Annotated in this window: 11 protein-coding genes; 1 reads left to right on the forward strand and 10 read right to left on the reverse strand. The window is 65.2% G+C overall.

Annotated elements, in window-relative coordinates; all coding sequences use genetic code 11:
- Window positions 1-7: 7 nt before the first annotated feature.
- The 9 genes from VSR34_RS05610 to VSR34_RS05650 all read right to left on the reverse strand — a co-directional run bounded on the left by VSR34_RS05610 (window position 8) and on the right by VSR34_RS05650 (window position 9,643).
- The gene (locus tag VSR34_RS05610; RefSeq protein ID WP_342962055.1) at window positions 8-1,243 is read right to left on the reverse strand and encodes a type II toxin-antitoxin system HipA family toxin; all 1,236 of its coding nucleotides are present in this window, start codon (window positions 1,241-1,243) and stop codon (window positions 8-10) included.
- Window positions 1,240-1,515: a helix-turn-helix transcriptional regulator gene (locus tag VSR34_RS05615; RefSeq protein ID WP_042290750.1), complete on the reverse strand. Its 276-nt coding sequence runs from the start codon at window positions 1,513-1,515 to the stop codon at window positions 1,240-1,242. The genes VSR34_RS05610 and VSR34_RS05615 overlap by 4 nt, the downstream gene beginning before the upstream one ends.
- Window positions 1,516-1,677: 162 nt before the next feature.
- Window positions 1,678-3,360 (reverse strand): AMP-binding protein, encoded by a 1,683-nt coding sequence (locus tag VSR34_RS05620; protein WP_342962056.1) that lies wholly within the window; start codon window positions 3,358-3,360, stop codon window positions 1,678-1,680.
- Between the two features lie 52 nt (window positions 3,361-3,412).
- On the reverse strand, window positions 3,413-3,829 hold the full coding sequence (locus VSR34_RS05625; RefSeq protein ID WP_028210215.1) for a RidA family protein: 417 nt from the start codon (window positions 3,827-3,829) through the stop codon (window positions 3,413-3,415).
- Window positions 3,830-3,863: 34 nt separating this feature from the next.
- Window positions 3,864-5,051 carry an acyl-CoA dehydrogenase family protein gene (locus VSR34_RS05630; protein ID WP_028210214.1) on the reverse strand — a complete coding sequence of 396 codons (1,188 nt, stop codon included), beginning with the start codon at window positions 5,049-5,051 and terminating at the stop codon, window positions 3,864-3,866.
- A gap of 1 nt (window position 5,052) precedes the next feature.
- On the reverse strand, window positions 5,053-5,907 hold the full coding sequence (locus tag VSR34_RS05635) for an enoyl-CoA hydratase family protein (protein WP_036017990.1): 855 nt from the start codon (window positions 5,905-5,907) through the stop codon (window positions 5,053-5,055).
- Window positions 5,908-5,940: 33 nt separating this feature from the next.
- On the reverse strand, window positions 5,941-6,504 hold the full coding sequence (locus VSR34_RS05640; RefSeq protein WP_028210212.1) for a MarR family transcriptional regulator: 564 nt from the start codon (window positions 6,502-6,504) through the stop codon (window positions 5,941-5,943).
- Complete coding sequence (locus tag VSR34_RS05645; protein ID WP_342962057.1) at window positions 6,501-7,280, reverse strand: SDR family oxidoreductase; 780 nt, start codon at window positions 7,278-7,280, stop codon at window positions 6,501-6,503. The genes VSR34_RS05640 and VSR34_RS05645 overlap by 4 nt, the downstream gene beginning before the upstream one ends.
- Before the next feature lie 2 nt (window positions 7,281-7,282).
- Window positions 7,283-9,643 carry a bifunctional salicylyl-CoA 5-hydroxylase/oxidoreductase gene (locus VSR34_RS05650; protein ID WP_342962058.1) on the reverse strand — a complete coding sequence of 787 codons (2,361 nt, stop codon included), beginning with the start codon at window positions 9,641-9,643 and terminating at the stop codon, window positions 7,283-7,285.
- A 568-nt stretch (window positions 9,644-10,211) separates the two neighbouring features.
- Here VSR34_RS05650 and VSR34_RS05655 point away from each other — a divergent pair.
- Window positions 10,212-11,300, forward strand: a complete 1,089-nt coding sequence (locus tag VSR34_RS05655) for an OpgC domain-containing protein (RefSeq protein ID WP_342962059.1) — start codon at window positions 10,212-10,214, stop codon at window positions 11,298-11,300.
- 167 nt (window positions 11,301-11,467) lie between these two features.
- Here the strand turns inward: VSR34_RS05655 and VSR34_RS05660 are convergent, their stop codons facing one another.
- Complete coding sequence (locus VSR34_RS05660; protein WP_342962060.1) at window positions 11,468-12,244, reverse strand: SDR family oxidoreductase; 777 nt, start codon at window positions 12,242-12,244, stop codon at window positions 11,468-11,470.
- Window positions 12,245-12,261: the final 17 nt, after the last annotated feature.

Raw genomic sequence — 12,261 nt, forward strand, 5'->3', positions numbered from 1 at the left:
TCCTCCGTTAGCGGATGAGTTTGGGGCGCGAGACGGGCTTGACGCCCGGGCGTTCGACGGCGCGCCGGATCTTCGAAAGGAGGTCGTCTTCGCCAAAGCGCCGGTCACCGGCGAGCCGCGCCGCAACGCTGCGGTATGCGTCCCGGAGGCGCGCCATGATGGCCTCGCTTTCGGCTGTGCCGAGTTCGAGGCGCCGCGCGAAAGCAAGGAGTTCGGCGGTCAACGGGAAGGTCTTGCTGCGGTTGAGGCTGAGCGCCATGCGCCCGTCCAGGTCGGGATAGATGTCCGTGCAGACTACATCGAACACCGGAGCGAGCCTGCGTGGCCCGGTTGGATCGGCATAGAGGATTCCCAGGTTTTTCATGTGGGCATCGCCGTCGCGCAGCAGGCAAGAGAGGGCGATGCGCTCGAAAAGGCGCCGCTTCTGCACCGGGTCCGAGCGCGTGTAGATGTCGACGGCCTTGGCGATCATTTCGTAGCTCCCCTCGTACTTCGCCTTGCCGGTGAGCACGCTCATGTCCTCGAATCCGAGGGGCGTGCCGTTCGCCTCGCGGTCGAAGCGCGACATGACGAAGAGCTTGCCGTCGTCGGAAAGCCAGAAGTCGGGAACTTCGAGCGCCGCCTCCTTCGCCACCGACATGCAAAAGAACTCGTTGCGCGCGAGCCCGGGGAAATCATCGCCTTCCGCTTTCACGATCACCGTGCGAAGCGGCAGCGCCGTGTGCTCCGCGGGCCGCGCGGCGGGTTGACCGGCGAGGGGAACAACCGCTTTCGGCTGGACGCCGGAAATGCCGGAGCCCAGCGCATAGCGGTCGATCAGGCGCTCGAACAACCGGCCCGAGGGCGAAGAGAGCAGTTCTTCCAGGCGCTCGCCTTCGCTCTCCGGCACGCGCTCGCCCGGCACCGAATAGGTGAGCCGCCCGATCTGGTTCCGGGCGGCGAGAAAGAGCAGGAACATGTCGCTGGGCGCGCCGTAGCGCGCGAGCCGTTCCTCTATCACGAAGCGCAGGTAGCCCTCAGGCCGGTTCATCGCGAAGACGCCCATCAGGTCGCCGCTCGCGTAACTCTGGCGGCGCACCGGCATGGTGAGCGATACGCCAGCGACGTCCGGCACGTCGCCGTAGTTGAAGACGAAGCGGCTTTCGCGCGCCAGCAAGCCGCTCGGGCCCTGCGGCGTATGCACTTGCAGACTGCGGATTTCACGCAGGAGCCGCTCGAGGTCGAATGGGGCATCGCCTGTCATTCGTCGTCCCTGAAGATATCATTCAGGTCCTCGAGTATCACGGTATCCATGGGCCGCAAGACGACTTCGTAGCCGAGTGCGTTCACGAGACGGCAGAGTTCGCGAATGCCGACGTTGCCCGCGCGTTCGGCGTTCGTAATGGTGCGGCGGGCGATGCCGGCACGATCGGCCAGCGCTTGCTGGGTCAACTTGCGCGCGCGCCGGGTCGCGCGCAGCGACTCAGCGAGGCGCTCGACGTTGGAGATCGGCAAGTCGGTGTGATTTTTGCGCATGATGATGCGCATTATAGGTTGTCGGCGGGAATTTGCGCATAATTTTGCGCAAAACTCGCGGGGCCAGCTTAGCCCGAATGAGCGCAATTGCGCGCAAACGCGGCGCCGAGGAGCGGAATGCGCAGGATCATGCGCATTCCGTCCGCGCAATGCGTTCCCGCTTTACAGCGCCCGCAATGCCGAACGCTTGAGCTTCCCAGTCTCGGTTCGCGGCAGCGCGTCGATGAACGCGATCAGGCGCGGATACTTGTACGCCGCCACCGCGTTTTTCACGAAGTTCTGCAACTCGGCGACCAGCGCGTCGCTCGCGTCGAAGCCTGGGCGCAGGACGACGAAGGCCTTGACCACCTGGCCACGCAGTTCGTCGGGCACGCCCGTCACCCCGCACTCGGCCACCGCAGGATGCTGCATGAGCACCGTCTCGATTTCCGGCCCCGCGATGTTGTAGCCCGACGAAACGATCATGTCGTCCGAGCGCGCCTGATAGAACACGTAGCCGTCGGCGTCGATCGAAACGGCGTCGCCGGGCAGATTCCAGCCGCCGCGCACGAACACCTTCTGGCGTTCGTCGGCGAGGTAGCGGCAACCGGTCGGACCGCGCACGGCGAGATTGCCCGTTACACCCGGCGCGACAGGTTGCAGATCGTTGTCCAGCGCCTGTACGACGTAACCCGGCACCGCACGCCCGATGGAGCCGGGCCGCACGTCGGCGCCCGCCGACGAAACGAAGATATGAATCAGTTCCGTGCCGCCAATGCCGTCGATCATCTCGATGCCGGTCGCCTCGTGCCACAGGTCGCGCGTGGCCTGCGGCAGCGCCTCGCCTGCCGAGACCGTCTTGCGCAGGCTGGAAAGATCGTGCTGCGCGACGAGCGGCGCCATCTGCCGATAGAACGTGGGGGCGGTGAAGACGATCGTCGCCCGAAAGCGCTCGATGGTATCGAGCAGCAGCGCCGGCGTGAGCTTCTCGATCAGCACGGTCGATGCGCCCACTCGCATCGGGAAGCACAACAAGCCGCCCAGCCCGAATGTGAACGCGAGCGGCGGCGTGCCGCAGAACACGTCATCGGCCGCGGGCTTCAGTATGTGGCGCGGGAAGACGTCGCACATGGCGATCACGTCGCGGTGGAAGTGCATGCAGCCCTTCGGCATGCCCGTCGTGCCGCTCGTGAAGGCGATCAGGCAGACGTCGTCGCTGGCCGTATCGCAGGCCGTGAAGTCGGCGGGCTTGTTTCTCGCCAAGGCTTCCAGCGTGCCCCGTGAACCGACGCCCGGCGAAGCGTCGCCCGGCGAAGCGTCGCGCGGCGCCTCGTCGTGGAAATAGCGGACCTGCTTCAGGCTCTCGCAGAAAAATTCGTCGGCGGGATCCATGCAGCGCGCCAGTTCTTCGGTGAGCCGCACGTCGCACAAGGCGGCGCTAACCTGTGCCTTGTCGGCGATCTGCTTGAGCTCCTTCGCGCGCAGCAGCGGCATGGTGGGAATCACCACGAGGCCTGCCTTGAGCGACGCGAGGAACGCGACCGCCATCTGCAGCGTGTTCGGCCCGCGCAACAGCACGCGATTGCCCGGTTGCAGTCCCATGTCTTCGACGAGCACGTGGGCACTGCGATTGACGAGCGCGAGCAGCTCGGCATATGTCGTCGCCTGGGGCTTGCCGTCGATGTCCGACCAGATGGCCGGCCGCTCGCCGTGCCCGGCCTCGATCGCGCGGTCCAGCAGCTCGACCGCGCAATTCATGCGTGCGGGGTAGGCGACGTCGGGGTTGTCGAGCAGCATGTCGGGCCACTGCGACTCGGGCGGCAGATGATCGCGGGCGAAGGTATCGACATGGGCGGTGGGTTGCATGGCGTCTCCGGCAGTCTGAATGGGCGGGTCGTGCTGTTGCGCTTGCCGCGGCCTATGCGCGCGTGAGGCGCGCGTCGTCGGGAATCACGGCCGTTGCTTCGATTTCGACCTTGGCTTCGTCTTCCATGAGGGCGACCACCTGAACCGCGCTCATCGCGATGTCGTAGTCGCCGATCAATTCGCGAAACGCTGCGCCGATCTCCTTCAGCGATGCCAGGTACTCCTTCTTGTCGGTGACATACCAGGTCATGCGCACGAGATGCTCAGGCCTGGCGCCCGCCGCGCCGAGCACGGCGACGATATTGCGCAGCGCCTGCACGGCCTGCGCGCCGAATTCCCGGCTCGTGAAGCGTGCGTTCTCGTCCCAGCCGATCTGACCGGCGATATAGACCTGGGTGCCGGTGGCGGCCACGCCGTTGGCATAACCGCGCGGCTTGATCCAGCCTGCGGGAAGAAGGGCTTGTTTCATGTCTCGTCCGATTCCATAGAGGGGCCGCGCAGGCTTACGCGGCGTTGTATTCCTTGAGCAGGTCGCGCCCGACGATGAGTTGCTGCACTTCGGTCGCGCCTTCGTAGATGCGCAGCGAGCGAATCTCGCGGTAGAGCGATTCGACGATGTTGCCGCTCTGCACGCCCATGCCGCCCCACAGCTGTACGGCCGCGTCGATCACCTGCTGCGCGCCTTCGCTTGCATGCCATTTCGCCATGGCGGCTTCGCGCGTCACGCTCTCGCCCTGGTCGCGCAGCCACGCCGCGCGATAGACGAGCAGCGCGCTGCTGTCGATGGTGAGGGCCATGTTCGCGAGCTTTGCCTGGGTCAACTGAAAGTCGCCGAGCGTCTGGTTGAACATCTTGCGCGAGGCGGCGCGCGCAAGCCCCTCGGCCATCGCGCGGCGCGCAAAGCCCAGCGAAGCCGCGGCGACCGACGTGCGGAAGATATCGAGCGTGCGCATGGCGATCTTGAAGCCTTCGCCGGGGGCGCCGAGCATCTGGCTGCGCTTCACGCGCGCGCCGGTGAAACTCAGTCGCGCGAGCGGGTGCGGCGCGATCACGTCGATTCGTTCGGCAATTTCAAGCCCAGGCGTGTCGGCATCGACCACGAAGGCGCTGATGCCGCGCGAGCCCGGCGCCTCGCCGGTGCGCGCGAACACCACGTAGAAATCGGCGATCCCGCCGTTCGAGATCCACGTCTTTTCGCCGTCGAGCACGTAGTCGTCGCCCTCGGGGCGTGCGGCGAGCGCCATCGCGGCTACGTCGGAGCCCGCTTGCGGCTCGGAGAGCGCGAACGCAGCGATCGCCTCGCCGCGCGCGACACGCGGCAGATAGCGCGACTTCTGCGCGTCGTTGCCGGCCAGCGAGATCGCGCCGGAGCCGAGACCCTGCATCGCGAGCGCGAAGTCGGCGAGGCCCGAGTGTTTCGCTAGCGTTTCGCGCAGCAAACAGACGGCGCGCGTATCGATCGTATCGCCATGGCCGCCGTATGCCGTACCGCCCACGCCATAGCGCAGCCAGCCGGCGTCGCCCAGTTTGCGCACCAGCGTACGGCAGGTCGCATCGACATCGTCGTGCGGCACGTGCGAGAGATGCTCACGCGCCCAGGTCTCGATTCCCGCAGCCAGCGCGCGATGACGATCTTCGAAGAAAGGCCACGCGAGCGGGTCGTGAAGGTTGGTTTGTGCGGCAGCGTTCAATTCAGTCCCCCTCGAAAACCGGACGCGTCTTCGCCGCGAACGCCTCATAGGCCCGGCCGAAATCGCGCGTGGCCATGCAGATCGCCTGCGCCTGGGCCTCGGATTCGATGGCCTCGTCGATGCTCATGGTCCATTCCTGATGCAGCATCGTCTTGGTGATGCCGTGTGCGAAAGTCGGGCCCGACGCGAGATCGGCGGCGAGCTTCTGGGCATCGGCGAGCAGCGTCTCGGGGTCGCAGAGGCGGTTGTAGAAACCCCACGCATGACCTTCCTCGCCGCTCGCGGAGCGCCCCGTATAAAGCAGTTCCGCGGCGCGGCCCTGCCCGATGATGCGCGGCAGGATCGCGCACGCGCCCATGTCGCAGCCCGCGAGTCCCACGCGCGTGAAGAGAAACGCGAGCTTGCTGCGTGCCGTGGCATAGCGCATGTCGGAGGCCATTGCGAGAATCGCGCCCGCGCCGGCGCACACGCCGTCCACGGCGGCGATGAGCGGCTGCGGGCAGTGCCGCATCGCTTTGACGAGATCGCCCGTCATACGCGTGAACATCAGCAGTTCCGGCATCGGCAGATCGACGAGCGGCGCGATGATGTCGTGCACGTCGCCGCCCGAACAGAAGTTCTCGCCGGCGCCGTGCAGCACGACGGCTTTCACGTCGGTTGCATAGGCGAGCTGGCGAAAGAGATCGCGTAGTTCTGCATAAGATTCGAACGTAAGCGGATTCTTGCGCTCGGGGCGGTTGAGCGTGATGGTCGCGACGCGGCTCTCTACAGACCAGCCAAAGTGTTTAGCCTGATAGCCCGCAAGCGTCACGCGGTTGCCTGCGAAGAGCGCGTCGGCGCTGGAACGTGTCGTCAAGATATGTCTCCTGTCTATCTGCTCCGCGCGGCTTCAGCCTTCGATGCCGTTGCGCAGATGTTGTTTGAGCTTGCCGAGGCGCTCGTGCATCTTCGACTTCTCGTCGAGCGAGAGGCCGCCGAATAGTTCCACGACCCATTGCTCGTGCGCTGCCGCCATGCGGTCGAAGAGGGCGCGTCCCTCGGGTGTGAGGCGCACCGCGAACGAGCGCCGGTCGTCGGGGGCGACGTCGCGCACGACGAGGCCTTCTTTTTCGAGCTGATCGGTAATGCCGGTGACGTTTCCGCCCGTCACCATCAAGCGGCGCGAGAGTTCGGTCATGCGCAGGCCTTCGGGGTGGCGCTCTAGTTGCGCCATCAAGTCGAAGCGCGGCAGCGTCGTGTCGAATTCGGCGCGCAAGCGGCGGCGCAACTCGGCCTGCACGAGGTTCGTCGTGGTGAGCAGGCGCAGCCACAGGCGCAGGCCCATGTGGCTGTCGGCACCCGTGCTCATTTCCATGTCGACGACGTTCTCGGCCGGCTTCTCTACGCCCTTGCGCGGCGCTTTCGTTGCGGCCTTCGCGGTGGCGTTCTTGCGCGTGGATGCGGGCGAGGTCATGTGATTTCTCCACCTGAGACGGAAATGGACTGGCCCGTGATCGCGGACGATCCGGGTGCGCAGAGCCACAGCACCGCGTTGGCGACTTCGTCGGGCGTGACGAACCGCTGCTGCGGGTTGTGGCGCACGAGGATGCTACGCGCTTCAGCCTCGCTGCGTGAAGTCTTGCGCGTGATCTGTTCGAGCGACGCCTGGAGCAACTCCGTTTCCGTATAGCCGGGGCAGACGGCGTTCACGGTCACGCCCTGGGTGGCCACTTCGAGCGCAAGCGCGCGCGTCATGCCGATCACGCCATGTTTCGAGGCGCAGTAGGCGGCGACATACGGATAGCCGACCTGGCCCGCCGTGCTCGCGACGTTGACGATGCGCCCCGCCTTGCGCGCGAGCATGGCGGGCAGCACCGCCCGCGTGCAAAGAAACACGCCCGTGAGATTGACGTCGAGCATGCGCTTCCACAGCGCGAGGTCGGTTTGCGTGAACGGCGCGGCCTGGGCCTGGCCTGCGTTGTTGACGAGGATATCCACGGCGCCAAGTTTTTCTGCGGCTCGCGAGAACGCTGCGTTCACGGCGCTTTCGTCGGTGATATCGGTGCTCACGCAGGCCACGTTTTCGCCGCCGCCTAGCGCCGCACGCTGCGCATCGAGCCGCGCGGCGTCGCGCCCCATCAGCGTGACGCGGGCGCCGGCACGCAGGAGGGCAGCAGCCGTTGCGGCGCCGATGCCGCTGCCGCCGCCCGTGACGACGGCGTGACGATCGTTGAGGATTGCCTGGTTCATGCTCACACCGTTCCTTCTGCGCGTTGTGCGCGCTCGAGTGGCGAAAGCCCAGCGGCCGCGGCGGCTGCCGCACGCTCGCGCTCTATGTTGCGCTCCAGTTGCGTCTTGGCGGCCGTGTACTGGTGCGGCCACTTGATGTCGAGGTAGCCAATGCGCGCGGCTTCCGTGAGCGTCCACGACGGATTGGCCAGATGCGGCCGCGCCACGGCGCACAAATCGGCGCGCCCCGCCGCAATGATGCCGTTCACGTGATCGGCTTCGGAAATCGCGCCCACGGCAATCGTCGCGATTCCGGCTTCGTTGCGGATGCGATCGGCGAAGGGCGTCTGGAACATGCGGCCATAGACGGGCTTTTCTTCCTTGCTCACCTGACCCGAGGAAACGTCGATCATGTCCGCACCCGCCGCCTTGAAGGCGCGCGCGATCTCGATGGCGTCGTCGGGCGTGTTGCCGCCTTCCACCCAGTCGTGTGCCGAAACGCGCACCGAAATCGGCTTGTCGTCGGGCCATACCGCGCGAATCGCCCTGAAAATTTCGAGCGGATAACGCAGGCGATTCTCGATCGAGCCGCCGTATTCATCCGTGCGCTGGTTCGTAAGCGGCGAGAGAAAGCTCGAAAGCAGATAGCCGTGCGCGCAGTGCAATTCGAGCCAGTCGAAGCCCGCCTCGACTGCCATTTGCGCGGCGCGCACGAATTGCGCCTCGATTTCGCGCAGTTCTTCCTTGCTGGCCTCGTGCGACCACTGGCTCACGCCGCGCAAGTATTGTTGCGGCGAAGCGGAGACGAGCGGCCAGTTGCCGTCGTCGAGCGGCTGGTCGATGCCTTCCCAGGCCACGCGCGTCGAGCCTTTGGCGCCCGAGTGACCGAGTTGCACGCCGATCTTCGCGTCCGAGTTCGTATGCACGAAATCGACGATGCGCTTCCAGGCCTGCAGATGCTCTGGCGCATACATGCCCGGACAGGCGGGGGTGATGCGCGCTTCGGGCGAAACGCAGGTCATCTCGGTCATGACGAGCGCGGCGCCGCCCATGGCGCGCGCGCCGAGATGCATGAGATGGTAGTCGCCGGCCACGCCGTCATGCGCCGAATATTGCGCCATGGGCGAAACGATCACGCGGTTCTTCAGCGTGACGCCGCGCACGGTATAGGGCGTGAACATCGGCGGCACTGCGCGCGCCTCGCCACCCGCGCGCTGCGCGAGCCACGCTTCGAAACCGGAGAGATAGCTGGCGTCGCGCTCGCGCAGATTTTCGTGCGAGATGCGCTGCGAGCGCGTGAGCAGCGAATAGGCAAACTGCTCCGGCTCGAACTTCGCGTAGCGGTCCACGTGCTCGAACCACTCCGTGGAGTTGCGCGCGGCGTTCTGAATGCGCAGCACGTCCACGCTGCGCACGTTCGTATAGTGCGTGAGCGCCGCGCGCAGATCGCCGGGGTGCGCTTCCATGCTGTTGGCGAGTTCGATGGCGTCTTCCAGTGCGAGCTTCGTGCCCGAGCCGATCGAGAAGTGCGCAGTGTGCGCAGCGTCGCCCATCAGCACGACGGGCGTTTGTTTGCCGTCGGCCGCGGTTTTCCAGTGCACCCATTCGCGATTGACCACGCGCGGAAAGCGGATCCATTGCGCCGAGCCGCGCAGATGCGACGCGTTCGAGCGCAGCGCGTGACCGTCGAGATAGCGCGCGAACAGCTTTTCGCAGAACGCGATGCTGTCTTCCTTGCTCATGGTCTCGAGCCCCGCCGCGCGCCATACGTGATCGGGTGTTTCGACGATGAACGTGGAGGTGTTGTCGTCGAAGCGATAGGCATGCGCCTGGAACCAGCCCCATTCGGTTTCTTCGAATGCGAACGTGAAGGCGTCGAAGAGCTTCGACGTGCCGAGCCACACGAAGCGGCAATTGCGCAGATCGATATCGGGCTGATAGGTGGCGGCGTACTTCTGACGCGTGGCGCTGTTCAGTCCGTCGCTCGCGATGATGAGGTCGGCCCGGGTTATGTCGTCGTCCGTGATCTGCGATTCGAATACGAGCTTCACGCCGAGCGCTTCGCAGCGCGCCTGCAGGATATTGAGGAGACGTTTGCGGCCAATGCCGCAGAAGCCGTGCCCCGACGAGCGGACCGAGCGGCCGCGAAAATGAATCTCGATGTCGTCCCAATGATTGAAGGCGTCGAGAATTTCTCCGGCGCTTTCGGGGTCGGCCGCGCGCAGGTTTCCGAGCGTTTGGTCCGAGAACACCACGCCCCAGCCGAAGGTGTCGTACGGGCGGTTTCGTTCAATCACGGTGACTTCGTAACCGGGGTGACGCCGCTTCATCAAGAGGCCGAAATAGAGGCCTGCCGGCCCGCCGCCAATGCAAACAATGCGCATGCTCGCTCCTTCGTTTAGCTTCGTTCAGACCGCAGGGACAATGTAAATTGATTTACTTTAGGTGTCAAGTAAATCGACGGAGAGGGCGGGATGACCCTGGGCGCGGCGACAAAAATCGGCCAATTCGCCGGAACCCTTGGCGCGTGCACGGCGTCCATCCGGCATGACTCGCGCAAAGGACGCATGCATTGCTTTCGGACGCCTTCCAGCGGCCGCGACGGGGCGGGAGCGATATCGTCGGATGCGGCACCAGAAAAGGGCGGGTGCTGTCCTGGTGGGCATGCTGCGCACCGTTCGGGCATGGGCGGGCGGCTGCGTGAGCGCATCGCGCACGGGAAATGCTTAGCATGGGTTGCTCAGCCGGAATCGGCGTGGAGCTGGCATCAAATTCGCATAGTGGCGCGGGGCTTTCGCGCCGGCTATTACGAAACCCTTTCATGTGCAACGCAGTGGGTGGCGAATCGATCAGGCATCCTTACAAAAAGAACAATGAAGCTGACAGCTTCATCGAATCGCGACCGTAAATCCCTTCAATCGTAATCTTCGGCACGAACGGGAGTCGTCTTTGATGAACCAGATAGCGAAGCGATCGATCGAAATCGACTTTTTCAGGGGTTTCGCATTGATTGCCATTGCGCTCGATCACGTCCCGTCGAGCGTGCTTTCGCATGTGATGCTGCACAACTTCGCGTTCTGCGACTCCGCGGAAGTGTTCGTGTTCGTGAGCGGCTACGTATGCGCGGCGACCTGGCTCGCCATCGCCGGGCGCAAGGGGGAACAAGCGGCCAACCGTCGCTTCTGGCGACGTGGACGCGAGATCTACGCCGCCTACTTGTGCACCGCCGCGCTCATGCTGCTTTCGGGCGCCGCCGCGGTGATGCTGCGAGTCGATTCGCCGCTGGTGGCGGCGTCGGGCTATCTGCGCTTCGCGGCGCAGCCGTTCACGATGCTCGCCAATATCGCGGTCTTTCGCGATCAGCCTTACCTCGCGGGCGTGCTGCCGATGTACATCATGCTCGTGACGGTCTTGCCGTTCGTGATGCCGCACGCGCGCCGTTCGCCCGATGTCGTGCTGGTGGGCAGTTTCGTGCTGTGGTTCGGCGGCTGCTGGCTTGCCGTGTGGCTGCCTGCGGCTCCGGGCGCGTCGTGGCCGTTCAATCCGTTTGCCTGGCAGGCCATGTTCATGCTCGGCCTGCTGTGCCGCCTCTATCCCGTCTCAAGTGCTTTCCAGGTTTCGTTGGCGGGTCGCGCGTTGACCGTGTCCGCTGTGTCGCTGGTTGCAACGTTCGCGTTCATCCAGTTGTTCGCCGATCTGGACCCGCAGCCCGGCTATATGAAGCAGAACCTCGCAAGCGTGCGGATCGTGAATTTTGCCGCCATTGCCTGGCTGGCAGCGCAGGCGGTGCGCAAGGGCTGGATAGCAAGGCTCGCGCAACGGCTGCCGGCCGTCGTCACGGTGGGTCAGCAGGGCCTGGTGTGCTTTGTGGGCGGCGCCGTGGCCTCCAATGCAATCGACACGCTCCTGCGCGCAACGCATGTCACGGATTTGCTGCCCGCGAGGCTCGCCGGTGACCTGCTCGCGATCGGCGCGTTGCTCATGCTCGCGGGCGGCGCGCGACGGCTGAAATCGGTACGGCCGCGTATCGCGCTTACGTGAAGCGGGTTGGGAATATCAAAGGTGAGTGTTTGCGGGAGACGATACCGGCTGGCAAGAAAAGGACGGCTCGGCCAGCGGAAAAAACGCGTTGTCCGGCCCACCCATTCCACTACGGACGGAAGCTAAGGTGAAGGTTTGCGGGAGACCGCCGCCGACGCGCAAAGCGCTTACGCCTTGACGAGATCGCGTACATCGGCTGTCGGCACGGATCCAAATGCCTCGCTGAGCGCATAGTCGATCAGTTGCTGCGCGGCAGCTTCCGGTGTAGACAGCAAACCGTTTTGCTTGAGTTGTTCGAAGCGTTCGCGCATCGGGAATTGATCGGCGCTCGTCGCGCGTATCGTCTGCTGCATGCCGGTATCGACCACGCCCGGAGCGAGGCTGCAGACGCGCACGCCAGGCGGTGCGTCGAGCGCGACGGCTCGCGCGTGATGATCGAGCGCGGCCTTCGTCGCGCAATAAACGCTCCAGCCGGCGTAGGCGTTGCGTGCAGCACCGCTGGAAATGTGCACGACACGGCGCGACGCGCTCGCGCTCGAATGAGGCATGGCGGCGAGCGCATTCGCGAGCATCAAGGGCGCTGCGACGTTGAGTGCCACGGCGCGTGCGATGGCGAGCGCATCCTGGGCGCCGAGCGGCGCGATGGGGTCGACGGTGCCCGCGTTGTTGAAGAGCAGCACGCACTGCGCGCCGTGTGCGAAGGCCTTGAGCGTTTCTCCGGCCAGCCAGCGGTCGAGCGCGGCGGGATCGGCAAGATCCACGACGGCTTGCGCGAACCGCGTCGCGTATTGGGACGCGAGTTCGCCGTGCGTACCACGGCCGAGGCCGAGCACGTCGATGTCCCGTTGCAGCAGCGCTTTGGCGAGCGCTGCGCCCAGCCCCCGCGTATGACCGGTGACGATGGCGCGAACGGCGGAACGGGGGGCGGATGCGGAATTCGTCATGATGTGTTGATGGAGAG

This window comes from Paraburkholderia sp. JHI2823 (genome assembly GCF_038900695.1).
In the GTDB taxonomy this organism is placed as follows: domain Bacteria; phylum Pseudomonadota; class Gammaproteobacteria; order Burkholderiales; family Burkholderiaceae; genus Paraburkholderia; species Paraburkholderia mimosarum.